The sequence below is a fragment of the Collinsella sp. TF11-5AC genome (genome assembly GCF_003436775.1).
Classification (GTDB): Bacteria; Actinomycetota; Coriobacteriia; order Coriobacteriales; family Coriobacteriaceae; genus Collinsella.
The window spans coordinates 17,956-44,713 of sequence record NZ_QSQO01000021.1 but is presented as its reverse complement, the minus strand read 5'-3'; the positions used below and the strand labels follow the sequence as shown (position 1 = coordinate 44,713).

At 58.0% G+C, this 26,758-nt stretch carries 18 protein-coding genes and 2 tRNA genes; 3 read left to right on the top strand and 17 right to left on the bottom strand.

The window, feature by feature from the left end:
• Positions 1-635 precede the first annotated feature (635 nt).
• The 13 genes from DXD16_RS08525 to DXD16_RS08465 form a co-directional block, all read right to left on the bottom strand.
• Entirely contained in the window at positions 636-1,433 is a 798-nt protein-coding gene (locus DXD16_RS08525; protein WP_117655807.1) for a TraX family protein, read from the bottom strand.
• A gap of 193 nt (positions 1,434-1,626) precedes the next feature.
• A tRNA-Lys gene (locus tag DXD16_RS08520) sits at positions 1,627-1,702 on the bottom strand.
• A gap of 28 nt (positions 1,703-1,730) precedes the next feature.
• Complete coding sequence (locus DXD16_RS08515; protein ID WP_117655806.1) at positions 1,731-3,011, bottom strand: aminopeptidase; 1,281 nt, start codon at positions 3,009-3,011, stop codon at positions 1,731-1,733.
• An 89-nt stretch (positions 3,012-3,100) separates the two neighbouring features.
• Entirely contained in the window at positions 3,101-3,676 is a 576-nt protein-coding gene (locus DXD16_RS08510; RefSeq protein WP_117655805.1) for a hypothetical protein, read from the bottom strand.
• Positions 3,677-4,555: a phosphoribosylaminoimidazolesuccinocarboxamide synthase gene (locus tag DXD16_RS08505; RefSeq protein ID WP_035136481.1), complete on the bottom strand. Its 879-nt coding sequence runs from the start codon at positions 4,553-4,555 to the stop codon at positions 3,677-3,679.
• Positions 4,556-4,673: 118 nt separating this feature from the next.
• On the bottom strand, positions 4,674-6,239 hold the full coding sequence (locus DXD16_RS08500; protein ID WP_117655804.1) for a cell wall metabolism sensor histidine kinase WalK: 1,566 nt from the start codon (positions 6,237-6,239) through the stop codon (positions 4,674-4,676).
• 11 nt (positions 6,240-6,250) lie between these two features.
• Positions 6,251-6,973, bottom strand: a complete 723-nt coding sequence (locus DXD16_RS08495; protein ID WP_006236208.1) for a response regulator transcription factor — start codon at positions 6,971-6,973, stop codon at positions 6,251-6,253.
• Between the two features lie 153 nt (positions 6,974-7,126).
• The gene (locus DXD16_RS08490; RefSeq protein ID WP_117655803.1) at positions 7,127-8,338 is read right to left on the bottom strand and encodes a twin-arginine translocation signal domain-containing protein; all 1,212 of its coding nucleotides are present in this window, start codon (positions 8,336-8,338) and stop codon (positions 7,127-7,129) included.
• Positions 8,338-8,601 carry a TIGR03905 family TSCPD domain-containing protein gene (locus DXD16_RS08485; RefSeq protein WP_089572560.1) on the bottom strand — a complete coding sequence of 88 codons (264 nt, stop codon included), beginning with the start codon at positions 8,599-8,601 and terminating at the stop codon, positions 8,338-8,340. Before DXD16_RS08485 ends, DXD16_RS08490 begins: the two co-directional genes overlap by 1 nt.
• A gap of 113 nt (positions 8,602-8,714) precedes the next feature.
• Positions 8,715-10,514, bottom strand: a complete 1,800-nt coding sequence (locus DXD16_RS08480) for a GGDEF domain-containing protein (protein ID WP_117655802.1) — start codon at positions 10,512-10,514, stop codon at positions 8,715-8,717.
• Positions 10,511-11,347, bottom strand: coding sequence for an ABC transporter substrate-binding protein (locus DXD16_RS08475; protein ID WP_117655801.1), 837 nt, complete (start codon positions 11,345-11,347; stop codon positions 10,511-10,513). The genes DXD16_RS08480 and DXD16_RS08475 overlap by 4 nt, the downstream gene beginning before the upstream one ends.
• Positions 11,348-11,486: 139 nt before the next feature.
• Positions 11,487-12,833: an adenylosuccinate lyase gene (gene purB, locus DXD16_RS08470; RefSeq protein WP_117564004.1), complete on the bottom strand. Its 1,347-nt coding sequence runs from the start codon at positions 12,831-12,833 to the stop codon at positions 11,487-11,489.
• Between the two features lie 558 nt (positions 12,834-13,391).
• Positions 13,392-13,466, bottom strand: a tRNA-Gly gene (locus tag DXD16_RS08465).
• 297 nt (positions 13,467-13,763) lie between these two features.
• Between DXD16_RS08465 and DXD16_RS08460 the strand changes: the two genes are divergently transcribed.
• The gene (locus tag DXD16_RS08460; RefSeq protein WP_117655800.1) at positions 13,764-17,195 is read left to right on the top strand and encodes a SpaA isopeptide-forming pilin-related protein; all 3,432 of its coding nucleotides are present in this window, start codon (positions 13,764-13,766) and stop codon (positions 17,193-17,195) included.
• A 66-nt stretch (positions 17,196-17,261) separates the two neighbouring features.
• Here DXD16_RS08460 and DXD16_RS08455 read toward each other — a convergent pair whose 3' ends face one another.
• Both DXD16_RS08455 and DXD16_RS08450 read right to left on the bottom strand, forming a co-directional pair.
• The gene (locus tag DXD16_RS08455; RefSeq protein ID WP_022094153.1) at positions 17,262-17,480 is read right to left on the bottom strand and encodes a hypothetical protein; all 219 of its coding nucleotides are present in this window, start codon (positions 17,478-17,480) and stop codon (positions 17,262-17,264) included.
• Positions 17,481-17,501: 21 nt separating this feature from the next.
• Positions 17,502-20,699 (bottom strand): hypothetical protein, encoded by a 3,198-nt coding sequence (locus DXD16_RS08450; RefSeq protein WP_117655799.1) that lies wholly within the window; start codon positions 20,697-20,699, stop codon positions 17,502-17,504.
• Positions 20,700-20,897: 198 nt separating this feature from the next.
• Here DXD16_RS08450 and DXD16_RS08445 point away from each other — a divergent pair, with 198 nt between their 5' ends.
• Positions 20,898-21,920 carry a YafY family protein gene (locus DXD16_RS08445; protein ID WP_117655798.1) on the top strand — a complete coding sequence of 341 codons (1,023 nt, stop codon included), beginning with the start codon at positions 20,898-20,900 and terminating at the stop codon, positions 21,918-21,920.
• The gene (locus DXD16_RS08440) at positions 21,907-22,824 is read left to right on the top strand and encodes a YafY family protein (RefSeq protein WP_117655797.1); all 918 of its coding nucleotides are present in this window, start codon (positions 21,907-21,909) and stop codon (positions 22,822-22,824) included. The genes DXD16_RS08445 and DXD16_RS08440 overlap by 14 nt, the downstream gene beginning before the upstream one ends.
• On the opposite strand, the gene DXD16_RS08435 is transcribed toward DXD16_RS08440, so the two are convergent.
• A complete protein-coding gene (locus tag DXD16_RS08435; protein ID WP_117655796.1) occupies positions 22,821-25,715 on the bottom strand; it encodes a helicase C-terminal domain-containing protein in 2,895 nt (964 codons plus the stop codon). The two genes, DXD16_RS08440 and DXD16_RS08435, sit on opposite strands and share 4 nt — an antisense overlap.
• The gene (locus DXD16_RS08430) at positions 25,709-26,674 is read right to left on the bottom strand and encodes a D-alanine--D-alanine ligase (protein ID WP_117655795.1); all 966 of its coding nucleotides are present in this window, start codon (positions 26,672-26,674) and stop codon (positions 25,709-25,711) included. The genes DXD16_RS08435 and DXD16_RS08430 overlap by 7 nt, the downstream gene beginning before the upstream one ends.
• Between the last annotated feature and the right edge of the window lie 84 nt (positions 26,675-26,758).

Sequence of the window (26,758 nt, the reverse complement as noted above, 5' to 3'; positions counted from 1 at the left end):
CGCGCGGCAAGGAGATATATTGCCAGACCGGAGGGGCGCCGTGGGCGGGAATCGCGCACTCCATATTTTGTTCACAAATGAATAGGTCCCTCAGTCGCATCACTGAGGCTAAAACTGAAGCATTGGCTTCTGATATTGGCGATGACCAGCTGGTTTATAGGTGTTAAGGCATCGGTCATCTCTGGAGCGCCACTTTACTCCAAAAGCATCAGCTATTTGTTTCCCGTCGGTAAAAGGCAGGTTTTGTTCGCCAAGCGTTCTTATATATAGAGAAGTTCGGGTTCGAACCCGTGCACCGGCAACAAAAAAGCGACCAGCCGGAGCCGATCGCTTTCTATTCTATGCTGGATCATCCAGAGGGCGCTTCCGAACTCATTTTCTCGCTGCCATTCATGCTTTCGAGGCATCGTTCGACCTCCACAGCCTCATGTTTTGAGGATCTGCCGTGTTTATCACTGTTATTAATGAGTGTGTGGAAGTGATCCTCATACAGATACGTGCGATCCGCCAGAGAACTGAGAAGCATCTCTCTGCAGCCCTCGTTGCCTATCCTCGCATCTCTCAGGTCTTCCGGAAATTCACAAGCAGTCTTAGAGTCAGTTTGTTTCCGTTTTCAGAGACTTGTTTGAGAGTTTTTAAAGACAGTTCAAAACAATAAGTGAGACACCATAAAGCAGAGCAAGATGTGCCGGATAGAAAATGTAGAAGAAATATTTGAGCTTCAGCCCTCGCTTACCATTATAAAGATTGATCAGCAGCAACGAAACGACCGCGGCAGCAACATCAGGATTAAATACATTAGCTGTAGCAAACTCAAATCCGCCGCCAACTATATGGCATGACGAAAGGAGCACTGCACATACTGCAGCAAAGAACATCTTGGCCTTGCTGTCGTGGAATAAATAGAATGCAGCCACAAGCATAATGCCATACACACCGCCATCTAGTTTAGTGTATTCAGCTGCCAGTGCTGTCAAAACAATCAGAGCAGTTTCTGCGATGTATCTTTTCCGTTTTGAAAGACTTTGTATCTTTTCCAGAACAATCAAAAAGACCAAGGAAAGCAGGAGCTCACACATAACATTTTGTTGCCGAAGGTCAAATAGTTGCCCGGTTTGGACGAAATCGTATATGGGCTCCGCAATGATTGCGAAGACAAGCATATTTCGCAGGTACTTCTTTAAGTCATGAGTATGCAAAAATCCCTCAACTATCAAAAAGCAAAATAAGGGAAATGCAATTCTGCCAAGAACATGAAGCACATCCGAAGCCTCGCTTAGAATCGCCCACTGTTCGTCTGATATCTGACTGTACGATGCGTGAGTCATGATTCCATTGGTCAGGACGATCCTGCTTACATGATCGAGAACCATCGAAATGGCTGCTATTATCTTTAATGTGCTGCCGCTAATTCCGTATCTATTTGTTTTCATTTCGTATTCCTTACTTTGGGTGGGCCGTCAGGGGTTCAGCCTGCGCCGCAGGCGGCCGCTGCGGCGCTTCGCGCCATGCGCGCTGCGCTGGCAAACGCTCACGCGTTTACTCAGCTCCGCGCCCTTTCGGGTTCGAACCCGCGTCGCGGCAACAAAAAAGCGGCCGGCATCCACCAGTCGCTTTTCCATTCTATGGTGGGCCGTCAGGGGTTCGAACCCTGGACCTTGGGATTAAAAGTCCCCTGCTCTGCCAGCTGAGCTAACGGCCCGCGGGTGGCATTGTACCACGGTCTGGGACTATTCCCAACTCCATTGGCCGTTCTGGAAAATCACAACTTCACGTCCATCAGGCGTAATGCCCGTAATATCGATGTCGTCCGTGCCAATCATAAAATCGACGTGCGTGCTCGAGACGTTAACGCCATGCTCCAGGAGCTCTTCCTTGGACATGTCATACCCACCCTCGATACATTCGGGGAAACCGACACCTAGCGCGAGATGGCAGCTGGCGTTCTCATCATAGAGCGTGTCATAGAACAAAACGCCACTTTCACGGATCGGCGTGTTCTTGGAGATAAGCGCGACCTCACCCAGATGAGCGGCACCTTCATCGGTGTCAATGATGCTCGCAAGCGTCGCCTTGCCCACGCGGGCATCGTAGTCCGCCACGCGGCCGGCCTCGAACTTAATCCAAAAATCGTCGACCTTGTTACCGTGGTGAATGAGCGGCATGGCCGAGTACACGATACCGTCGGCGCGCATACGATCAGGCGAGGTGAAGACTTCCTCGGTGGGAATGTTGGGGAAGAAGGGGTGTCCATCGGGCGTCTTGCCCTTGCCGCCGGCCCACTCGTGACCCTTCGTCATGCCAATCGTCAGATCGGTTCCATTTTCCGCGGTGTAATGCAGGCGGTCAAAACGATTGTCGTTCAGGAAACGCAGGTTCTTTTCGAACGCCGCGTCATGAAGCTCCCAGTCGCTCTCCGGGTCCTGGCCATCGGCACGAGCGGTGTGCAGAATCGCATTCCATAGCTTATAGATTGCAACCTCATCGGCGTCTCCCGGGAACACCTCGTGCGCCCAAGCCACGACCGGAGCGCCGGCGATGCACCACGGATTGATGTTGTAATCCAGTCCACGGCGGAAAACTTTGCACTGCGTATTCCTCGCCTTGGATGCCGCGGCCGGCTTGGCTGGATCGATGCCCTTGAGGGCTGCAGGATCGGCACCCTCGATAAAGATAAAGCAGGCGCCATCCTGGGCCAGGGAATCCAACTGCAGGCGCTTCCACTCGGGCGTCTGCTCAAAATAGCTTTTATCGACATGCTCGTACGTGAGCCTCGTCACGGCATCATCGGCCCAAATGACCGTCACGTGGCCAGCGCCGGCGGCATAAGCCTCCGCGACCACCACGCGGGCAAAAGGCGCGCACTCGACCGGAGACTGAACGACAACCTCCTGGCCGGGCTTGACGTTTACGCCTTTGCGGACAACCAGGCGCGCATAGTTTTTAATCTTGGGCTCCAGGGCCTTCATGCCCTCCAGAGCTTCTTCGACCGTCAGGGCAGCTCGAATCATGTGCCACTCCATCTATCTATAGGACAATAATAAGGCGCGCCGCAAAAACGACACGCCTTATATCTTAGCGATAAGTGTGAATGCAAACGCTACTTCTTCTTGGAGTCCTTTTTGTCCTCCTCGGCAGCTGCGCGCTCGATAAGAGCGTTGAGCTTGTTCTCGGACATGCCCTCGGCCTGCGCGCGATACATGTTACGCAAGGGACGAATACGAACGAAGTCGTAGATAAAGTCACCCAGGATGATGACATAGGACAAAACGATGCCGACCATCTGAACAGGACTGGACACCGTGCCGCCGGGAGCGAAGTAGAGCGAAGCCCCGATTGCCACGACGAGCACCATGCCGATAGCGAGCACAGCCCACCAAATACGGCGGCGCTTGGTGTAGTCCTCATCCTGCTTGAGAAGGATATTCGACACCGTGTAGATGCGGTCCTCCTTGGCGCGCTGCTTAGCCTTGCGGGCGCGCTTCTCCTCTTTAGAGAGGCCCTCGAGGTTCTCGCCCTTCTCGAGCTCTTTGCGGCGTGCCTTAGACGAAGCCGGCACGACGCGGACAGAGCTCGCTGCCTGACGGGCAGGCTTAGCAGATGCGGCGGACTTGCGCGCAACCCCGGTAACCTCGTGGGATTGCGTGCGCTTGTTCGTGGCGCTACGGGTACTCACTTATGCGTTCTCCTTCATGCTTGTGAACTGGGAGCCCGTGATGATCTGGAAGGCCTCGCGATAGCGCTCGGACGTGCCATCGATGACCTCGGCGGGCAGGTGCGGGGTCTCCCCCGTCATATCCCAGTTGGCCTTGAGCCAATTGCGGACGAATTGTTTGTCGTAGCTGGGCTGGATCTTGCCCTCCTCGTAGCTGGCAGCAGGCCAGAAACGGCTGGAATCGGGCGTGAGGCACTCGTCGATCAGCGTGACCTTGCCATCGATGACACCAAACTCGAACTTGGTGTCGGCAATGATGATGCCACGGGTCGCGGCGTACTCGGCAGCGGCCTTGTAGATCTTGAGGGAAAGGTCACGAATCTGCGTGGCGATATCCTCGCCCACGATCTCGCAGCAACGCTCGAACGAGATGTTCTCGTCGTGGTCACCAATCTCGGCCTTCGTGGACGGCGTGAACAGCGGCTCGGGAAGCTTGGAAGCCTCGGTCAGGCCCTCAGGCAGCTGGATGCCGCAGACGGTGCCGTTCTCGTCGTAGGTCTTCTTGCCCGAACCGGTCAGATAGCCGCGGACGATGCACTCGATAGGAATCGTCTGGGCCTTCTTGACCAGCATGGCGCGGCCTGCGAGGTAGTCACGATACTCAGCAAACTCCTCGGGGAAATCCGCCGGGTCGATGGAAACGAGATGGTTGGGGACGATGTCGGCAAACTTATCGAACCAGAATGCCGAGATGCGATTGAGCACCTCTCCCTTAAACGGAATCTCGTCGGGAAGAATGAAGTCGAACGCAGAAATGCGGTCGGTGGCGACCATCAGCAGGTTTTCACCGGCATCGTAAATATCACGAACCTTGCCACGGGAATCCGGACGACGCTCCATCGTTGTCACGTGAGTCACTCCTTACCTAAATACGACAGAAATGCGGGTTCTTTCCCGCATGTTTTCGCAAACTCGGAGCGGCAGGGACGCGGCCCCTCCTTCACCGAATAGCGAAAAGCTAGTGCTCCATTGTAGTAGATGCCGCGTCTGCCGTGTGCTCGCGGGGCAGATGAATTGTAAAAGTCGTACCCTTTCCAAGCTCCGACTCCACGGATATGTAGCCATGGTGACGCTCGACGATCTGCTTGGTCACGGCGAGGCCAACGCCCAGGCCGCCCGCCTCACGGGCACGGCTGGCATCGGCGCGCCAAAAACGGCCGAAGATGCGCGACAAGTCATCCTTGGCAATACCGATGCCGGTATCAGAAACGGCAATGCTGACGTGTTTGCGGTCACTGAGCACCGACACCACGACCCAACCGCCCTCGGGGGTGTAGCGCATGGCGTTGCTCATGAGATTGATGACGCATTGTGTGATCATGTCGGGATCGGCTTCGACGACATCGTCGTGACCTTGGGTCTCGTCAGCAAAGCGCAAGCGCAGATCGCGGTCGACAAACAGGCGCTCCTGGGCATTGACGATGGAACGCACGAAAGGAACCATGTCCACCGGCTCAAGGTTGAGCGGAGCCGTGCTGTTTTCCATGCGCGATAGATCGAGCATCTGCTGCACCAGACGAGCCAGGCGACGCGTCTCGGAAGCAACGGTCTCCAAATGCTCATCGTCGGTGGGATACACGCCATCCTGCATGGCCTCGACCGTTGCGAGCATGGCCATAAGCGGCGTACGAAGCTCGTGTGCAACGTCTGAGGTCAGGCGCTTCTCGTGTTTCATATCCTTCTCGAGCGAAGTGGCCATCTCATCGAAGGTCTCACCCAGCTGATCGATCTCGTCATCACCGCGCAGTCCCGTGCGAGCCGACAGGTCGCCGTCACGGATTTGCTTTGCGGTACTGGTAATACGATGAATCGGCTTGGTGAGCATGCGCGACACGAGCGATCCGATAACGACCGAAATGCAGATTGCAACAACTGCGGCGAGGGCCATGGCGTTAAAGGTCTTCTCCCTAAACGCAGAGTCCGCCTTGGTGAGCAGAGCGTCGGAGCCGATGGCCCACAGCTTTACCTGTCCGACATGTTCGCCGGAAGACGTTACAATCTCGACGTTAGCAACGCTATCGGAGTCGGTTGGAGCAGACGAGACCGGGCTATGCGATGCTTTTTTACCGCTCGAGCTGCTCGACGGCGATTCGTTCTCGCGCACATCGGCGGTCGCGCTTGCCGAAGGCCATGAGTCGTCATAAACGACAACGCCTTTCTTGTTGACGACCTGCATACTCAGGTCGTCGGATACCAAACTCGATGTCGCGACCGTGCGCAGCTCGCCCGCAGTCCAGTTGCCGTTTTCCTCATACGACGTCGCAAGCTTTTCGGCAGCAGAATTGGCGATCTCGACGATATTGGAGCGCGTGTAATCCGAAAAGACCGTGCCCCACACAACAGAGACCACGCCCACCAGCACCAATACCGTCATGAGCGATGTCAGAGCAAAAGCAAGTGCCATGCGCGAGGGATAGCTCATCGTTGGCCGTGAATCGGAACGAGGCGTGTTCCAACTAGCCTTGGAACCCGCCTCGCTCTCCTGCTTGTGCTTTTGTCCGATTTCAAAGCGCGCAGGTGTCATATGTGATTTCCCTATTTCTCGTCCGACTTATCGGTCTTGGCCGGAGCCTCGAAGCGATAGCCGACACCGTGGACGGTGTAGAGCCACTTGGGCTTCTTGGGATCATCGCCCAGCTTGGCGCGAAGGTTCTTCACGTGGCTATCGATGGTGCGCTCATAGCCCTCAAAGTCGTAGCCGAGCACCTTCTCGACCAGCTCCATGCGGTTGTAGACGCGACCGGGGTGACGGGCAAGCGTGGTGAGCAGCTTAAACTCGGAAGCCGTCAGGTCGACTTCCTTGCCCTCGACCAAAATCTTGTGGCCCGAGATATCGATGACCAGATCGCCGAAGTCGAGTACCTCGACGGCTGGCTCGTCGGCCTGATGGGCACGGCGGAACAAGGCGCGTACGCGCGCGACAAGCTCGCGCGGCGAGAACGGCTTAATCAGATAGTCGTCGGCGCCGAGCTCAAGACCGATAATACGGTCCTCGATCTCGCCCTTAGCCGTCAGCATGATGATGGGGACATCCGAGGTATCGCGAATGGTGCGGCAAACGCGCTCGCCGGGGATCTTGGGGAGCATAAGGTCGAGCACGACCAGGTCAAACTGATGCTTCTCGAACTCCTCGATCGCGGACTGGCCGTCGCCGACGCCCACAACCCAGTAGCCTTCGCGCTCGAGATAGGCAGCGACGGCGTCACGGATTGCCTTCTCATCCTCGACCAGCAGAATCTTTTTTGCATCTGAAGCCATAACACGGCCCCCCTGTCTCAATTAGCTAAGAACAAGACCATTTTAACGCACCTGAACCCGCCGGATGCCACTATGACGCGGCAGCTCGGCGGGCGGTACTCACAATTACAACGCGCTTATTCCCCTGTTGGCGCCTTTTTAACCCCTCTAAGCTTAAAGAGAGAATAGGCGTGCGGTGACCGTCTCTGGTATACCCTGGCTGTTGCGCACCGTGGCGTACGTAAGGAATGAGTCCGATTTTCCCGCCGTAGCTGGATAATCGCCATACTCCAGGGCTCGGTCGGGCGACAGAAGCGAGCCGTAGGTCTTAGCCGAAGTGTCAATCAAAAAATGCGACGCCTGGACTTTAACCAGGTATTTATTTTTCCTTCCCGCAACGCACGCGAGCGGCTCACGCGAAAGGAAGAGGTACGGCCCGCCCTCGTTACCGATATAGGTGCCCATATTGCCCAGGCTACCCACACCGTTATACGTCGCCTCAATGGAGAACACGAAGGTGTCGCCCATATACACGGCCTCGAAAGGCGAAACCGACGAAGGAAGCACCAGCTGAGCTCGCTTCGTATTGTTGCCGTCAGTCAGATCGATCGCCGTCATACCGTAATAGACGCCCTCATCATTGTGCACGCGGGGCGAGATGGTCAGGATGCCGTCGCTCACACGCGGGGCGGATGCGAAGCGGCCCGTCGACTTCCAAATAGTCTCAGGCTTGGACTCGCTGGGCGACTGACGGTAGCAGTACGAATCGTTACTCGTCTTGCTGCCGCCGGACGAGGGCATCTTATACCAGATGACCGACGACCCATACGCTGTGAAGAGCGGCGGATCGTAATTTTCGCCACCGCGGTCGAGCTCGACAGCGTTGCCGGTAAGGGAGGAGCCTGCAAGGTTTTGCGCATAGAGTTTCCAAGACGCATTGGCAAAGTTCATCTCGACCCACGCGAACACGCCATCACCCGCGCGAACGTCGTAAAACGCATAACCGGTTCCCTCAACGGGATCCTCGATAAGTGTGGTAAGCGAGCCATCGACCAGGTTGAGCACACCAAGCGTATTGGCATGCAGGGCAGAAGCAGGCGCCATCATCGCGGCAGCGTAGTCACCATCGCAGTAGTACAGCAGCGTGCCCAGCGGCAGCGTCCACGACGCCGCCGGCTCAAGATCGATATCAACAGCTTCGTACTCATCAGTGATCGAGACAATCTTCGAATCGTCCTTGATAACTTGCGGCTCGCCGGCGGCATCGTCGCTGGTGCCCGTTTTTTTCGAGCAACCGGCAAGCACCGTGGCAGCGCCCGCGGCAGCACCGCCGAGCACAAAGCCACGGCGCGATATTCCATTCTTGATGTGGTCGGCGATACCCATTAGGCGATCTCGGCGCGAGCGGCCTCGATAGCGCGCGTAAGCTGATCGGCGCAAGAGGTCTTTTTCATACCGCAGGTATTACCGGCGAGAACCTCGATTACGCGATCGGCAGGAGCACCCTCGACTAACTTGGAGATTGCCTTGAGATTGCCGTCACAGCCGCCGGTAAACTCAACGCCCAGCACCTTGCTGCCATCGTCAGAGAGATTGAGGTGAATATTGCGAGAGCATACACCCTGCGGCTTGTAGTCAAAACTAATCATTGAGATCCCCTCTCAGAAAGAAATTTCAGACGTCTATTATCCCCGCCTGGGCCGACTTATTATCGCAAGCACCGATTCAACATCCTACGATGCATGGACTCGCGGGGGCAAGATTAGCAGTCCGCACCCTGTGCGTGGACCGTGCGCTTCTCCCGATACATATTGTGGTCGGCGACACGATATACATCGGCCAGCGTATTTCCAGCCGTCTCGACGGTCGCCACGCCAATCGATGCGCTGACCGTCAGGGCCTCATCGCTTACCGCGGCAAGACCGAGACGAAGATCCTGTTCCAGCCCGAGCGCAGACTCGTTGTCAGTATGGGGGCAAACCAGCAAAAACTCGTCGCCGCCAAGGCGCATCGGCAGATAATCCGCACCAGCCACCCGCCGCAGCACGGACGCCGTCCGTCGCAGCAGTTCATCCCCCATCTCGTGACCATAGATGTCGTTGGTCCGCTTGAGATAATCGCAGTCCAACATAATCACGCTCACGGGCAAGTCCTCGTTTACCAGGCTATCTCCGCGCGATTCAAGATAGTTGCGGTTGCGAAGCCCCGTCAGTTTGTCTTGATATGACAGCTCCTCGGCATGCTTGACCATCGATATGTTGTGCGTCGCCACGACGACCGACTCCAGCCGGCCTTGCTCATCGCGATGCTGGGGGACAACCTGTAGCGAGTACCAAGCGCCTCGACAATCTCGCACCTCGGCAGCCAAGTACGGTACGCCCTCCATACGTTCACGAAGCGAACTTATATCTACGAGTCCCACAACCGCTTCGCGGCTTTCGGGGCTCACGATATCCCGGCAGACCGTGTCCATAAAGTCATATGCCTCGCTGTGCTCGGCAAATATCTTCGCTATCGCCGGCGACATATTGATCCCCTCGATCTCGAGGGTGTCGAGATGCAAAAGGAAGGTCGAATCGTAGATGGCGCTTATGGCATTGATAATGCCGAGCTGTTTATCCTTTTCGACCAAATTGCGGTGGTCAACGATATTTCGAGCCAACAGCACCACGACCCAAAACGCAAGACACACCAAGACGCCGACGGCGACAAATGAAATCCTGTCAGACATGACCTCAGATTTGGGATACAGCGCAAACAGGCGGTAGTCCTTATACGCCGCACGCACGGCATACCAGGTAGCCCCCCGATATTCGACACGTGTTAGACCTTCGTCTTTCCAGTCAATTCCACTATCGACGAGAAGTCGAGCAAGGGTTATATCGACGGTCGAATCGTTTGAGGAAACGATTTGCGCATCACACATCACCAGCACCGTTGGACTCTGGTGAAACGTGTTGTTCACGAGCACGTCGGCTATCGTGTACGAATAATCATCGGCGGAATCAGCCGCAAGCGATCGATACCCCAGTGCTACGCCATCGCCGTACGGAACGGCGGTCACGGCAAAGTCAACGCCGCGACGCTCTACGACGGTCGAGTAGGACACTTTGGAGCCTCGATACATCGATGCGACCGACGAACAGGCCAGCTCCTCTCGCCACAGCATCAGCGGATCGCGACCGTCGACATCGTAATGAGCGATCATATGGCCGTCGGCGTCCATGACCAGCATTCCCGAAAGGTGCTCGTTGTGGACATACTCCTCGACCAGTGCATCGTTAATTTCGACGCGGTCAGACGGCAAGAACGTCGCGAATGACTCGACCGCGGCATCCAAATTGTGCGTCGCCTCGGTTTTTCTTCCCTGCTCATATCGGTCATATTTTTCGCAGGCGGCCTGTAAAAACACCATGGCTTCCCGGCCAAACCCAAGCGTCTTATCGAGGCAGCGATGCGTGCCGACCGTATACAGCAGGCTCAACAAGACAATGCTGGTCACAACGGCGACAGCCGCGGTAACTAAATGCTTTCGATGCAAGCGGCGCCCATCATTTGTCATGATTCCGCTCCTTGCCTGCCTGTCGTCGCCCCTGCCTTGTAACTGTCCACAATGCGCTCAATCGTGCCATCTCGGTCCATGTCGAACAGCACGGTATTGAGGTTTTTGACGTACTCCCCCTCATAGCTGTTCTCAAACGCAACGCCCAGGTCAACTGTCATAACGTTGTCGGCAAACACGCGATAAACACCGGGATACTGCGCGACGAGCCGGTCGAGCGATTGAACGTCCGCCATCCAACAGTCAACATAACCTTTGACCAGGGCAGCTTTGCAGAGTTCGGCAGAACCATACGATTTGATGTGCACATCCGGCGAGATCCCTAGGTCCCCGGCAAGCAATCGGCGTTCACTCACCGAACCCGCAATCACCGCAATGGTCTTGCTTCCATCGAGAGACTCCAAACCCTTGATACCACTCGTTTTCTTGGCGGCAACCGAGACTGTCACGGTCAGATACGGCTCAGTCCAGTAATAATCATCTTCGCGATAACAGGGCGAATAGTCGCACCACAGACAATCGATATCGCCGTTTTTGAGCAGGCGATCGCGATCATTCCAAGATATGTCAACAAATTGCGGTTTGATTCCAGCACGCTTGCAGGCCTCACGCGCGATATCGATATCGATACCGGCGTAATCGCCCGTGGTATCGATATACACATAGGGATCGTTATCCGTAACGCCGATTTTGAGTACCGGGAGATCCTTGTCGGTTTCATTCGAGGAGGGAGAGCTGTTTCGAGCGGTATACGTCAGGGCGACCGCACAGGCGGCAACAAGGAGTATGAGCACAGACGAGACAATGGTGGCTCGCTTGATACGTCTGGGCACGCGCCTCCTTTCATCGAAACAGCAGTAGGATTCATTTTATTACCGGGAGCCGATTCAGCAGCGAAAAAAGCGCCTCGCCCAAGACGGGCAAGGCGCCAATGGTTGAAATGCATCTGCGGGCGGTCGAATTAGGTCAACCCTACTCGAAGCTCAGCTGCTCCAGGCGATCGAAGACCGTGTCGATACGGGTGAGGAAGTCCCACGGGTCAAAGATCTCGTCGAGCTTCTCCTGGCTGACGGTGCAGCGCGGGTCGGCCTCGAGACGCTCCTTAAAGGTGGGGCCGGAGACGCAATCCTGCACCTCGCGCCAGGTTGCCATGGCGTTCTCCTGCACAATGGCGTACGCGTCCTCGCGGGTGATGCCCGTGTCGACGAGGGCCAGCAGCACCTTGGAGGAGAAGATGAGGCCGCGGGTCTTATTGAGGTTGGCCATCATGCGGGCAGGGTACAGCTGCAGGCCGTCGATAACGCGGATGAGGCACTGGAACATATGGTCGAGGGCGATGAAGCTGTCGGCCTGGGCGACACGCTCGGCAGAGGAGTGCGAAATGTCACGCTCGTGCCACAGGGCGACGTTATCGAAGGCAACCTGGGCGTTGGACTTCACGACGCGCGACAGACCGCAGACCTTCTCCATGGTGATCGGGTTGCGCTTGTGCGGCATGGCGGAGCTGCCCTTTTGACCCTTGCGGAACGGCTCCTCGGCCTCGAGCGTATCGGTCTTCTGCAGATTGCGAACCTCGGTAGCGATGCGCTCGCAGGTGGCCGCGGTGGTGGCGAGAACGCCGGCGAGATAGGCGTGATGGTCGCGGCTGATAACCTGCGTGGACAGCGGGTCGTGAACCAGACCCAGGTGCTCGCAGACATACTCCTCGACAAACGGTTCGATGGAGCTGTACGTGCCAACAGCGCCCGAGATGGCACCGAAGGCAACATTCTTGCGGGCGTCCTCAAGACGATCCAGATCGCGCTTGAGTTCCCAGGCCCAAGAGCCGAACTTCATGCCGAAGGTCATCGGCTCGGCGTGGATGCCATGAGTGCGGCCGGCACAGAGCGTGTTGCGCTCCTCAAAGGCGCGACGCTTGCAAATCTCGCCGAGCTTCTTGACGTCCTCGATGATCAGGTCGCAGGCCTGGGTGAGCTGGTAGCACAGAGCCGTGTCGCCCAGATCGGAGCTGGTCATGCCATAGTGAACCCAGCGGCTGGGCTTGGGGTCGCCCTCGGGAACATCGGCGTCGATGTACTCCTTCATGTTGGTCAGGAAGGCGATGACGTCGTGGCGCGTGACCTCCTCGATCTCGTCGACCTTTGCCTTCTCAAAGTTGGCATGGTCGCGGATCCACTGGGCTTCGTCTTTAGAAATGCCGATCTTGCCGAGCTCCGCCTGGGCCTCACAGGCCAGGACCTCGATCTCCTGCCAAATGGCGTACTTGTTCTCGAGGGAGAAGATGTGTCCCATCTCCGGGCGGGTATAGCGATCGATCATAGCGGCTCCTTTTTGGTTATTGGCACGTTGGTCGTAACCCAACCATTGTACCGTGCGCAGGTGCAAGTATGGGCAGCAGGCATTAACCTAACATTTTGGAATTGGAGCGGGCATGGGGACATCCGCGTATTTGCTTCGCAAATCCGCACCGGCTGCGGTCGATCTCCTCGGATTCACGGAGACGATGGGGAAGACTTTGTTGAATTGGCCGCCCCAAAGTCTCCCGCGCTCGATGGAGCGGGCAACGGGACGTCCGCGTATTTGCTTCGCAAATCCGCACCGGCTTCAGGCGGAAAAACTTGGCCCTACGCACACGCGCGGGCAAAACGGGTTGAATCTGACGCTCCCGGCTGTCTCCCGCGCTCGATGGAGCGGGCAACGGGACGTCCGCGTATTTGCTTCGCAAATCCGCACCGGCTTCAGGCGCCTGCCGGCGCCTTCGCCTGCTCGCTACAAACGCTTCGCGTTTGTTTTACGCTCGCACCCTGGCGGGTTCGAGTCCCGGCGCTTTATTGAAAAAAGCACGGCACCGGAACGGTGTCGTGCTTTTACTTTTTCTGGAGCGGGCAACGGGACTCGAACCCGCGAGTGTCAGCTTGGGAAGCTGATGCCTTACCACTTGGCGATGCCCGCTTGTGTGTTGGCTAGTATAACGCGGTTGTCTTGTTCGATACAAGGGTGGCGATGCTTGTTTTAGCTGTGGAGATTCGTTTGAAAATCGCATCAATTGTGGAGACGAGGACCTTTGGCCTCCTGTTCTCCTTATCTTCTACCTGCGCTTTTGCCTGATTGTTGTATTTGAGCTCAATTTGTCAGGAATTGGGCAAGCTTTTGGTCAGGCTCCGGTACTTACCCGCATGAACCTCGGGGGTAGTCTCATCCTACGCGTCGCAACCTCCCCATGCGGCGCACGAGGGATAAGGAGCAGCCATGTCCAACGCACCCACGCACTCTGTCCACAGCGCAATCGCAACAGGTCCGCTGCTCCTGCTCCTCTTCCTGCTTTTCGGCTGTCTGGCACCGGGAGCCGCATTTGCCGTCGATGGCTACGACCAGCTCGGCTTCCGCACTATTAGCGATGATTGTGGGCCCTTCTTCATCGGCAAGTATGAAGCTCAAGACGCCTCGATTGCCTACTGCATGAACCAGGAGCGCCCCGGCCCCACCAAGCCGGGCGGCCCATGGCTCAACTTTGATCAAGGCTGGGTGTGGCTCGACGACGAGTTCGCGGCAATCGTTTGTCACGGATATCCTACCGCCACGTCGTTTGGCGGTTACCATCTTTCACCCGATCGCGCCCGCGCCGCCACCCAGCTTGCCGTATGGATGCTCAACGGCACTACCCATGTCGACGGCACCTACTCCTACACAACCGCTCAGGGCAAAACCAAGAGCGGGCACTTTACCGCCGACAATGAAGTCGTGGCGGCTGCGCGGTGGCTCCACGACAGCGCAAAATCAGGAAGCATCAAAGCCGCTCCGCACCGCGCGCGGCGCTATATAGGAACCGTATCGGGCGGCAGCAAACGTCAAGACATGCTCTATGTACTGCCGGCAGTCTCTGTTTCCTTCCAAAAGCAGTCTGCAAACGCTGCCATTACCAGCGGAAACAATACTTATCAGTTTGACGGGGCAACATTCGATGTTTTTGAGAGCGCCAGCGGCGCGCGTGTCGGCACCGTCCAGATGGACAGCAACGGTCGAGCGCAGGCAACACTCCTACCCAACACGGCATACTACCTAGTTGAGACAACAGCGCCAGCTGGTTATATCCCCCTGCACGATCGCATTGCCTTTACCACGACGAATAACGGCGGATACGTCACCATTGATGAACAACCCGGCACCATTACCTTGCGCATTGTAAAGCTCGACGCCGCAACGAATGCAGGCCCCCAAGTTGGAGCTTCGCTCGCAGGAGCAGAATTCGTGTGCGTATCGCAATCAACCCCTGGATGGACACAAACTCTCAGGACCGATGAAAGCGGTCGAGCTACCCTCACCGATGTCCCCCTGGGAACCTTTACCATCTATGAATCGAAGGCGCCCGAGGGCTATTTGCCCTCCGGTGACAGTTGGTCTTACACCGTTGGAGCCGACCAACTCGGCGATTCAGGCGTGGTCGAGATCGAATCTCGCGTTTCCAATATCCCCATTGCGTTTGACCTTGAGATTTCCAAATTCAAGGACTACGGCAATAGCGATCAATCCGGCCTGGAGCAGCCGGCAGGAGATGTTGTCTTTGAGGTTGTCAGTAACAGCTCTCAGCAGGTTGTTGGCACACTGACTACAAACATCTATGGCTTTGCCTCCACCAAAGACCAGCCCGAAGCATGGTTCGGCACAGGCAAGCGACCAGCCGGTGTCCACGGAGCCGTCCCATACGACCGCGCCGGCTACACGGTTCGTGAGGTTCCGGAAACCGTCCCCGAGGGTTTTAAACGTGCGGGGGAATGGACCGTCGAGGCCAATCAGATTTCCGACGGCGCCGAGCTTCAATATATCGTGGACAACCACGCTCTGTCGACGCATCTCCAAATTGTAAAACGCGATGCCCAAACAGGCGCTTCTGTTCCACTAGCCGGATTCACCTTCCAACTCCTCGACAGCAATCACAAACCTGTCTCACAAACATGCTGGTATCCAGCACATAACGTAATGGACACCTTTACGACTGACGCGACCGGCACCGTCACACTGCCCGAATCGCTCGTGCCGGGCACCTATTATGTACGCGAAACCTCGGCCAAAGAGCCCTATCTTGTCGGCGGAGAGATCGAGGTAAACATACCCGCCGATATAAACCTAACGCCCGTTGCAATCGTCTCGTATTATGACCACGCCGCGACCGGAAACATCAGGATCGTTAAAACCGATGCCGTAGACGGCAGCAGCCTCGCGGGCGCCATCTTTGAGATCCGTGCCTCAGGTGATATCGTGTGCCCCGACGGTAGCATTGCCGCGCTCGACGGCGAGGCTGTCGCTACCGTCACGACGGATGAAACTGGAGAAGCACGCGCGGACGACCTCCCGCTGGGATCTGGCACCGCACGCTACGAGGTTGTCGAGACTCAAGCGCCGACCGGCTTCTTGCTCGACCGGACGCATCATATCGTCGACCTTACCTATGCCGACCAGAAAACACCCGTTGTGGAAGCACGGCTTAACGTATCCGACGATTACACCAAGGTTGATATCTCCAAGGTCGATGCAAGCGGAGAGCAGGAAGTGAAAGGCGCACAGCTCACCTTATATGGTCCCGATAAAACCGAAATAGACTCCTGGACCTCATCCGACAAGCCGCACCGCATCGAACATCTTGCACCCGGCACCTACTCGTTGCGCGAAACGATGTCTCCGCGGACCCATGACCTTGCCGAGGAGATAACGTTTGAAATAAAGGATACGGGAGAAGTCCAATCCGTCGCGATGAAGGATGCGCCCATCGAGATCAAAGGACAGGTCGACAAGCGTCAGGAACTTGTCCAACCTATCGGGAAGGGTCTGTTGGCTAACGGCGATGGAAAAAACCGCGCCGCGATGCAAACCAATACGGATGGGCTTTTCTCCTATACCATCGATGCTCGAAACGATTCCGCTACTTGGGTTGATGAGTTTACGATTACCGATGATCTTGAGTGCGCCAAAGACGGCACGGCGAGATTCGTCTCAATCGAAACCCCCGTCGCCATCGGCGACCTCAACGGTCTGTGCAACGTGTGGTATCGCACGACGCCGTTGGACTCGACAGACGTCGATGAGCCGGCAAACGCGACTCTTGGCGATGGGCACGAAAATCCTTGGCTTGAGTCCGACGAAGTAAAAGAGAGTCTGGGTGAAGATTGCCGCCTCGTCGATTACGACGGCTGGCACCTCTGGAAGGCGGATGTCTCGACCACGGAATCCGCCACACTCGAGGCGAAAGAACTCGACCTTGCATCCAATACCGTCGTGACGGGCATTCGCATTGAATACGGTGCGGTAGCCGCCGACTTTACGACTCGAAGCGATACGGATTCTTGGACCCGTGATGATCTCAAAGATGAGCACGACGACCTTGACGATGCCAAAGCAATCCTTGGCACAGATGCTCGGGGCGCAGTCGTGCACATGCAGGCAACGTCGGCTTACACACCCCAAACTGCACTCACCAACAGCGCACGCGTCGATCTTTGCCGCAACGGCGGCGGCGATAAACTTGAGTCACATGACGAGGACAGTGTCATTCAACGCTGTACCCTACCGCAGGACCTACCGGCAACAGGATCAGCTCCCATCGCCGCTTGCATCACCGCGCTCCTGACCTCGGGTGCCGCAGCCCTATGGTTCGCTCGCCTTAGGTCAATCCCAAAGAAGCGCTAGAGCGATGAAAAAGCGGGCGAGCCAGTCCCCCGGCTCGCCCGCTTTCAATCATTTAAATCGCCGCATCTACTCTGCAGACGAAGATCCACCATCAACGATTGCTTGCTCGGACTCAGGAATCCCATCGGCACCCGTGCTCTGTTCTTGCTCCACCTCTTCGCTGATTGCGGAGGCGGGGGTCGAGCCCTTCGCGCCCACGATGTAGGCAGCTCCAAACCCTAACGCAATGGCAATCAAGGTCAAAATCACGTAGACAGGCCAATGGCGCTTAATATACGAAAACACGTTGACTCCTTAGAGCTCCGTCTACGAACGGCGGATAACCTCGGTCACGACCTCGGATACCGTGGCAATGTTCGTCGGGTTGACATTGTGGGGCAGGTCGTCCTCGGTACGAGCGCAAGCCAGACGCGTGCCGTCCACGCCGGCGATGGTGAGGGCTCGGCGGCTCGCCTCGAGGGCGGCGTAGGCATCGGTCTTGGCATAGGGCATCTCGAGCGCGCCACAATCGACATGGAACGACTTGCACACCTTGCTGACCAGGTTCATGATGCGGCGATCGCCCTTGAGCAGCTGCTGTTCGCCCTCAACCGTCACCACCGAAAGCCTACCGGCGCCGACGGATTCAAGATTGATGAAGAAGACGCCGCGGAGCTTATCGCGATGCGAAGCCAAGAAGGCCTTCATACCGGCGCCATCACAATCCGAGGCGCCCGTTGCCACAAACCAGATATCGTGACCGAGCAGCTCATCGTCGCCCATAGAGGCGACAGCCGAGAGCATATCTTCGGAAGAAGCGCCGTCGGAAGACGTAGCGCCGCCCTTCCAGCCATCGTTATCGTCCTCGAAATTATCCCACGAACCGATGCCGCGACCGGACTTCTTGGCATCGTAATCGTCTTCGACGCCCAGCCAATCACTCATGCTGTCCTGTTCGTTTTTCTTTTTACGACCGAACAGGCCGCCCAGGCCGCGCTTGCGAGACTTGGGCGTCGCCGGGGCGGGAGCCGAAATGGTCTCGATCGGCTGAGCGCCCGACGCAACGGGCCTAGGAGGCGCAACGGGTGCCGATGTTGGTTCGGGACCCTGAGCGGTAGCAAAGGGGTCGTTGACCTGTGCGGAGGGGTCGGGAAGGTCGAACAGCGACGTGCGAGACGCAACGTTTGCCTGCTTCATCGACGGCAGCGACGGATCGGGGACCGAAGCCAGCGGAGACGAGGAAGGTGCAGGCGACGGAGCCGACGCCGGATCGGGAACATTCACCTGCGGACGCGGTGATGCCTGGGAGGAAATCTGGGCCATAAGGGAATCGACCGTTTCGTCCTGGGTGGGAGCAACATCGGCAACCGTGGCACCGGAACCACTCGGGGTCGGCATGGTGAAAATCTGCGTGGAGTAAGGCCTCGACTCATCTGTCTCGGGAGCCTCGGAAACCGCAGGCACTTCCTCCTGCTCGACCTCGGTCGAATCACCTTGATCGGCTGCCGCGTATTGCTCTTCGTCACAGTTGACCTCGACGGGCTCGTGCCCGGCGGCATCTTGGATTTCGGCAGCATCAATAGGCTCGTCATCGTCTGCCGCGTCGCCCTGCTCATCGGAAACAGGAAGGGGCTCGGCAATCGCGGTGCCTTGCTTTTCAAACGTTATCGTGGAATCGAACTGCGCGGCATCAAACGACATGGTGCTATCGACATGCTGCTGAGCCCCGAAAGACGTCGTCGCCTCAGCAACATCCGCGGACGCCGGCTGCTGGGACTCAAAGGACGTCGTAGCTTCGGCAGCGTCGACAGGCACGGACTGCATAGCCTCGTTCTGCTCGAACTCTTGCGCCGCGCGCTCACGTGCCGCCTCGGCTGCCTGCTGCTGAGCGATAGCCTCCTGCTCGGCAGCCTCGCGTGCGGCAGCGCGCTTCCCCTCGAAATCGTCGACAAATTTCCTGCCCTTTGCAAGCGCACCCTTAAAGAAGTTGGAAGCGCTGGCGCCAATCGAAGAGAACGCGGATGCAATATCGGCATGGGGCGTTGCCGCGGGAATCTCGGCCGAGAAATCAGTATCGCTCTCGTAAGACACGCGCCTCGGCTGTTCAGCGTAATCGTCGTCAGGCTCGTCCGTAACGTCTTGCGCCGGCGCGGCGGGAGCCAAAATGTCCAGTCCTGCCGCGGGATCGATCGCGGACACCGCCTCGGGCTCGGCAACGGCAGCGGCAACCGCGGCAGACTCATCATCCACGGCGACAACGGGCGCAGATGCAGTCACGACGGGGGCAGGCTCGGGCTCAAACGTCGGCTCCTCGCCTTCCTCGTAATCGAGCGTGCAGGACTCGGGAAGCATTCCGAGCGCACGGATGGCATCCGAACCAAAGCGGATGTTGCCGGCGGCATTGCGATAGAGCCTGGGCTCGGGCTCGGCCGCGACAGGCTCCTCCGCCGGCTCGGCAGTGGGAACCTCGTCATTGAACTCTTCGGCCTGGACAGCCTGATTCTGATCCTCGGGCACGATGGCGCCAATCAGCGTCTCGTCGGCAGACGCACCCTCAAAGCCCTCGATCTGCTCGTCGAAAGCCTCGCCCTGTTCGGGCTCGGTCTGAGCGTCGGGAGCAATCGGCTGACCGAACTCGTCCTCGGCGTAGGTAGGCTCTTCATACTCGATGGTGTTGCCGTAGTCGTTTTGCTGTTGGGCCGCGGCATACTCCGCTGCTGCGCGCGCCATCTCCTCGGCACGACGCTTCTGCTCCCCAAAATAGGTATCGAACGGAACATCGTCGGGAAACTCGTTTTCGCCCTGGAAGGGAGCAACGTTGTCCATAACGCCGAGCATAGCGGCGACAGAAGACTTGTTGCACACTGCGCCGGACGTATAGGGAAGCACAAAACGGTTAGAAATGATGTTTGCCGCGTTGGCGAGCGCAACGAGGGAAGCGAGGATCGCGACAATCCACAGCAGAACCTTGAGCGCGCCGGGGAGCGGCAGGATACGCAAGATGGCAACGGCAGCAGGGGCAACCGTGGCAACGGGCAACAGCTTGGCGATGAGCGCACGATACGAAGCATAGGGCTCGCGGGCGAGCAGCTCAGCACGGGGAGAGTCGTAGTGTGCGACAACGACCACCGGGCGGTTGCGCGGAGACGCGAGCGGGCCCGAGGCCTTGTGGTAGGCGATGACATTTTGGCTCACGCCCGTCTTGCCCAGGTGCGAAACCACGGGGTGGCCCGTGCGCTCGAGCACGTAAAGAACGGCACCGACAATGGCCAGCAAGGTGCCGACCAAGCCGATGCCGCCGCCGATGCCCATCAGCAGGGCGCCGGCAAACGCAAGAATACCGGTAACGGCAAATGCCAACCTGCTGGGCGCCGGGGCATTGAACTCCTGAACCTCGGGATCAAAGCCGTGGTTGCGGAAGATCTGAGCGATATCCTCGGCAGCCAAGCGCTCTTCTTCGCTGCATGCCGGCGTGATGCCGGTGTTCTGCAGCAGGTGGTTAATATAGTTCTGGGTGTTCGCCATGTGCGCTCCACATCCATAATCCGACAAATAGGCCCAATGCATGCACATTAGAACCGTATATAGTCGAAAGTATACCCCGAGCGAGCGCAAACGACCGAATTCGGGCCACCTTAACGCCCCGAGCGGACAAGGATATAGCCTAATCTCCATATCGGACTAAAATCATGGCAGCAAACCACCTTCTCATGCGAGGACTCTATGACGGCAAGCGACGCGACCGCGACAATTAAAAAGGGGAATTCGGAGCCCAGTTTCGATAAAACGGCTCAGCGTATCCTCAATCTTTTCTTTGTGCTCAACAGCTCCCCCGAACCGCTGACGACCGAGCAGATCGTCTTGGATTCTGACCTGGGATATGGCTCGGGCAACATCGACTCGGATAAGCGCAAGTTTCGGCGCGATCGTGACAAACTGCTCGAGCGTGGCATCTTAATCAAGGAGGTTCGCCCCGCCGGCGCGCAGGAGACCGAGGAAAGCTCATGGACAATCGACCGCGAGCACACGTTTGCGGCAGGCGGCCTCATCACCGCAGACGACGCCGATATTCTGCTCAACGCTATCGACCAGACAATAGCGGCCGGCTCATCCACTTTTGCCGCGCCGCTTGCCGATATTCGTTCCAAGATTGCCTACCTCACCGGCGTGTCGGCGGTAGACGAAGCACTGATCCGCCGCTCTCCCACCGTCGATGCGGTATGGAGCGCCTTTGCCGAGCGATGCGCGCTGCGATTTTTATATCAGAACGGACGCGGTGAACAGAAAGAGCGTACCGTCTGCGTCTACGGCATGTTCGAGCGCGAGGGCGTTGCGTACTTCTGCGGCCTCGACAATGCCACCGACGACATCAGGACATTCCGCTGCGACCGTATCGTTCGCGCTTGGCGCCCCTCAAAGGCCTACGCTATCCCTGCGGACTTCAACCTCAGCGACTACCTGTTCTTTGAATTCGATTTTGCCGACCGCCCGCCCGTTGCGGCTACGTTCTCGTTCGCCCCGCAGACGCAGATCGATATGATCAACGGCCTCACGCGCGGGCGAGGTGAGCTCGCACACACCGATTCGGGATGGACTTGGACCGTTGACGTGCGCGATCTTGAAGCCGCCGCCTCATTTTGCATGGCCCACGCCATGGACGGCATGAGGCCCATGGCCCCCAAATCGCTCAAGCAGGCGTGGAACCGCCTCATTGAAAGGACGGTGCACGAGCATGCCCGTGCGTAAACTCACCAGCGAGCAGAGGCTCTCGCGCGCCATCGACGTCATGGAGGCCCTCTACGCCGCCGGCGAGAACGGCATGACTCGAAACGAGATTTGCAGTCGCTTTGACATCACGGGGGCGTCGCTCGACGAGATTCTCGAGATCGTCTCGACGCTCGCGGACCGAGAATCGGGTGCGCGCATCATCTGCGAATGCCACGGCGAGCGCGTGGTCCTCACCGGTGACGCCGGGCGTGTACTACCGCTGCGCCTGAGTGCCGCCGAGGGCGCTGTGCTCAACCACGAACTTGAATCGTTGGGGATCGAGCCCCAGGCGGCGGCTCGAATTCGACATGCTCTTCTACCCGAAGAGCTCGGCTATAACCAGCACGTCTCTGACACCGTCAACCACGGGTCGCACTGGCAGCAGCTGAGCTGCGCCATTCAGGACGGCGTTCGCTGTCGTATCTCGTATCGCTCGATGGACGATGCGCGGCCACGCGAGCGTCTGGTCGACCCCTTGCGCATTACAGCAAACGGCGACCAAACATATCTGATTGCCTGGGACATCGCGGTCGATGAGCAGCGCACCTATCGCATGGATAAAATCGAGGGACTCGCCTTGACGGAAGACTCCGTCGTGCCTCACGTACCGGACGTTGCATCCCTCCACGATTCCCTTGCCCGGACGCAGCGTAGCGCAAAGCTCTTGATGCCATTCGATATGGCGGAGCATCTGGACTGGGCCGGCATCACCCTCATCGAGCGCAGCGGGACAGACATGGCAACGGTAACCGTGCATTACGGCTCCGAGCGTTGGCTGCTGAGCCAGATAATCGCAGCGGGCGGAGCCATCCGCATCTTGGATGACCCCGCCCTGTCAAAGCGTCTGTGCGATATGGCAAAAACCCTCGTCTGTCCGCTTTAGCGCCGCCGCTCGTGGCGTGCACGCCACAGTTGCAGATAGTGACCGATCTGTGCCGATTCGATGCGCTGGTAGGAGCTCGTGGGCAGCGACGTTAAGAACTTCTTTCCGTAGCCCTTCGTCACCAGGCGAGGATCCGCCAAGATCAGCACACCGCTATCGGTCGACGAGCGAATCAAACGCCCCGCGGCCTGCTTAACCTCGAGCACCGCCTCGGGCAGCGAATAGCGCGCCCATGCGCGGTCTTCGCGCAGGTTGCGCTCGCACGAGAGCGGGTCCGTGGGGCTCGAGAACGGCAACTTGGGAATGATGACGCAGCGCAGCGTCTCGCCGCTGGCATCAAACCCCTCCCAGAAGGCCTTGAGCGCAAAAAGCGACGAGGTCGGTTCGTTGATAAACCGGTCGCGCAGGCGACGAGGAGAGGAGTTGCGCTGCTGGCAGTTGAGCTCCAGACCCGCACGGGCCATCTTGGGCTCAACGCGGGCGTATAGGTCCTCCATGTCGCGCCGATTGGTGAACAACGTGAGCACCGATCCGCCCATGGCAAGATGGGCGTCGACCAGTACGCGCTCGAGCGCCGTAAGATAGCTCTCACGATCGCGCGGATCGGGGATATCGCCCGCAACGACTACAGCCATGTTCGAATCGAAGTCGTAGCTCGAATCCAAGTGCAGCGATGACGACGTTGAAGCACCGATGCGATCAAGGCCGACCGCATGGTTAAAGTGCTCAAAGCTTTTGGACACCGTCATGGTCGCCGAGGCAAAGATAGCCGTGTGAACCTCGGGTAGCCACTCGGTTGCCAAAGCCTCGCCAATGTCGATGCGCTCTGCGGTCATCGACTCTCCGCCGGCACGAAGTCTGCGATTGACCTGCAGCGAATACACGTAGTGTTCATCGGTGCCATCAATGATGAGTTTGAGGTTCTCGGCCAGCTCGTGCAGGCGGCGCGAGATATCACCCAGGTCGACAACAACCTCTGGCTTGTCGGCGGCGACGGCTTGCACCAGCGCGTCGACGCTCTTGTCAGCTTGTTCCAATGCGTCGATGCCAGTGTAGGCCGACTGTAAGAAATCATGCCAGTCGTCAGATTCGCGCAGCTCGGGGCCAATCCATAGATTGGCATTGTCATAACCCCCACGCGCACGGCGGCCGAGCTCGCGAACGCCATCGAACACGTCGGCGATTGCCATGCTCGCGCGCGCAACCGTCGACGTCGCCTTGGCAGTAAGGCCCAGATAGAGCGTAGAGCCCTCGGAGGTTGCCAAATCACGGGAAACCTGGCTTAGCGCGCCGGTGCTCGAGCCACCCAGACGCTCAAACAGAACGCGTGATTCGTCCGCCGACACCACGCGCGCCCACTGACGGCGCGCCTCGCGCTCGATGGAATGGGCCTCGTCGATTACCCAATGACGAATCGGAGGCAAAATCCTGCCCTCGGCCGCGACGTTGCGGAACAGCAGGGAATGGTTGGTGACCACCACATCGGCGTGCGCCGCACGACGGCGAGCGCCGTGGACCAAACATTTATCAGGGAAAAACGGGCAGAGGCGACGAGCGCACTCGCGCGAGGCCGTCGTAAAGTCGGGACGGTTGACGCTGCGCCACCGAATGCCGAGCGAGTCGAGGTCGCCATCGGCTGATTGGCAGACGTACGCCATAATGACCGCGACCGCCGTGAGCGTGTCCGCCGGATCGCGCTTGGTGGTAATCTCGACCTGGCCGCGGCTCATGCCCTCAAGCTTGCGCAGGCACGGATAGTGGTCATACCCCTTGAGAGCGCAAAATGACAGACCGCCGTCCAGTTGCTCGGCAAGTTTTGGCAGCTCATGGTACATGAGCTGGTCGGCAAGATTATTCGATTTGGTCGCAATACCAACCGTGATGTTGTTACGGCGTGCTGCCTCGGCAAAAGGTACCAGATAGGCCATCGATTTGCCGACGCCTGTGCCTGCCTCAATTACTCGATGAGTGCCCGTGACCAGCGCATCGCGGACCTCGAGCGCCATCGCGATCTGCTCATCACGCGGCTCGTAGGTGGGATACATGCGATTGACTAGGCCACTTGGCGCATAGTCTGCCTCAATCTCCTCACGACTCGGCATCTTGAGAACCGGCAGTTCATCGGCGTCCACCCGATCGTCGGCGCGATCGGCCTTGAGAACGTCAGCACGAGCGGCGCTGAGAGAGAAGATAGAACCAGGGTTCTGCCCTGCCAAGAATGAGAAGATAGGACGATAGGACCAAGGCACGTCCGGATGCATGTCGGCTAGGCGCGCCATGAGGCCCTGGGGCAAGTCGGTGAGCGCCACGAGCAACACGCGCCATACGCCACACAGAGCGTCGACGTCGGCATTGGCACGGTGTGATACCGAGTCGCAGCCAAACAGATCGGCCATAAAAGACAGCTTGTGCGAGGCCAGGCGCGGAAGCGCGATGCGCGACAGCGCCAGCGAATCGATCCAAATATCGCTCACGTTGACGCCGCCTTTGACCGACTCGATAAACGAGCGGTCGAACGTGGCGTTGTGTGCGATCACCGGGCAGCCACCGACAAAATCGGCGAGAGCGGCGACGGCCTCAACCGCCGACGGGGCATCTGCAACATCGGCATTTGTAATGCTCGTGAGCTCGGTAATCTCGGCGGGAATCAGCTGCCTGGGATGCACGAAGGTATCGAAGCGGTCGATGACCTCGCGGCCCGAAAGACGGGCCGCCGAGATCTCGATCAGCTCGTTGTCCTGCACCGAAAGACCCGTGGTCTCGGTATCGAGGATAATCACATCTTCCTCGATAAGGCCGAAGGACTGCGTTTTGGCGCGGTCGGCAAGCGTGGCATAGGAGTCGATGACAAACTGCGGCGTTCCTGACGAAACCGCGTCCTCGATTAGCATGCAATGCCCGCTCGACGAAGGCCCATACGGATCAGGCTGTCACAGACCTGCGGGAACGTCATGTCGTCGGTGTGGCGGATCTCATCCGGATACAGCGACGTATCGGTCATGCCGGGAATGGTATTGGTCTCGAGGATAACGGGGCCGTCCTCGCTCACAATAAAGTCGCTGCGCGAGATACCCAGGCAACCGAGGGCCTTGTGAGCGGCACAGGCAAGTTCCTGAGCGCGAGCGTAATTCTCGGGTGAAATCTGCGCCGGAATGCGATGGATATCCGTAGGGTCGACATACTTCACGTCCAGATCGTAGAACTCGCAGTCCTCGGGCTTACGAATCTCGACAATCGGCAGGGCGCGCACGTCATCTTCGCCGTATACGCCGACGGTGACCTCGGTACCCTCGATGCACTTCTCGACCAGCACTTTGTCCCCGTACTCAAACGCCTTGGCGATTGCCGCGGGCAGCTCGGAGGGCTCATGGACCAGGGAAATGCCATAGCTGGAACCGTTGACGGCCGGCTTCACAAAGCAGCGCTCGCCACAAACCTCGACGATATGATCGATATCGACTTCGTCGCCCACCTCGAGCGCAAGGCCGGGGGCAATGGGAATGCCCGCCTTGGCGTATAGGAGCTTAGAGACCTCCTTGTCGGCACCGCAGGCGCTGGCAAGTACGCCCGAGGCCGTGTAGGGGATACCCAGGGTCTCCATGGCACCCTGCATGGCGCCATCCTCACCGCCGGCGCCGTGCATGGCGATAAATGCCACATCGAATCCGCCGGTCGCCATGGTTACCATAAAGTCATCAGCGGCCGTGTCAAGCAGCTCCACCGAGGTGTAGCCGGCTTCCTTCAGTGCCACCACAACGTTCTTTCCCGAATCGAGCGAGATCTCGCGCTCGGCGGAATGACCGCCCGCCAAGACCGCTACGTGCATGTTCTCTAGGCTTTTACCCGGCATGGGCAGACTCCTCCTCTATAATTTCTGCAGCTGATACCATATTGTAGCGATACCCTCTACGTTTCCCCAAAATCGAAAGGCTTC

Coding starts and splice junctions, on each gene's coding strand:
- DXD16_RS08490 (WP_117655803.1), bottom strand. CDS start 8,338: ATGGGTATCGCCGACCACATCAAGAATGGAATATCGCGCCGTGGCTTT.
- DXD16_RS08445 (WP_117655798.1), top strand. CDS start 20,898: ATGACGGCAAGCGACGCGACCGCGACAATTAAAAAGGGGAATTCGGAG.
- DXD16_RS08435 (WP_117655796.1), bottom strand. CDS start 25,715: ATGCTAATCGAGGACGCGGTTTCGTCAGGAACGCCGCAGTTTGTCATC.
- DXD16_RS08515 (WP_117655806.1), bottom strand. CDS start 3,011: ATGATTCGAGCTGCCCTGACGGTCGAAGAAGCTCTGGAGGGCATGAAG.
- DXD16_RS08450 (WP_117655799.1), bottom strand. CDS start 20,699: ATGGCGAACACCCAGAACTATATTAACCACCTGCTGCAGAACACCGGC.
- DXD16_RS08525 (WP_117655807.1), bottom strand. CDS start 1,433: ATGAAAACAAATAGATACGGAATTAGCGGCAGCACATTAAAGATAATA.
- DXD16_RS08440 (WP_117655797.1), top strand. CDS start 21,907: ATGCCCGTGCGTAAACTCACCAGCGAGCAGAGGCTCTCGCGCGCCATC.
- DXD16_RS08480 (WP_117655802.1), bottom strand. CDS start 10,514: ATGACAAATGATGGGCGCCGCTTGCATCGAAAGCATTTAGTTACCGCG.
- DXD16_RS08505 (WP_035136481.1), bottom strand. CDS start 4,555: ATGGAGCGTCGTCCGGATTCCCGTGGCAAGGTTCGTGATATTTACGAT.
- DXD16_RS08430 (WP_117655795.1), bottom strand. CDS start 26,674: ATGCCGGGTAAAAGCCTAGAGAACATGCACGTAGCGGTCTTGGCGGGC.
- DXD16_RS08485 (WP_089572560.1), bottom strand. CDS start 8,601: ATGATTAGTTTTGACTACAAGCCGCAGGGTGTATGCTCTCGCAATATT.
- purB (WP_117564004.1), bottom strand. CDS start 12,833: ATGATCGATCGCTATACCCGCCCGGAGATGGGACACATCTTCTCCCTC.
- DXD16_RS08460 (WP_117655800.1), top strand. CDS start 13,764: ATGTCCAACGCACCCACGCACTCTGTCCACAGCGCAATCGCAACAGGT.
- DXD16_RS08500 (WP_117655804.1), bottom strand. CDS start 6,239: ATGACACCTGCGCGCTTTGAAATCGGACAAAAGCACAAGCAGGAGAGC.
- DXD16_RS08495 (WP_006236208.1), bottom strand. CDS start 6,973: ATGGCTTCAGATGCAAAAAAGATTCTGCTGGTCGAGGATGAGAAGGCA.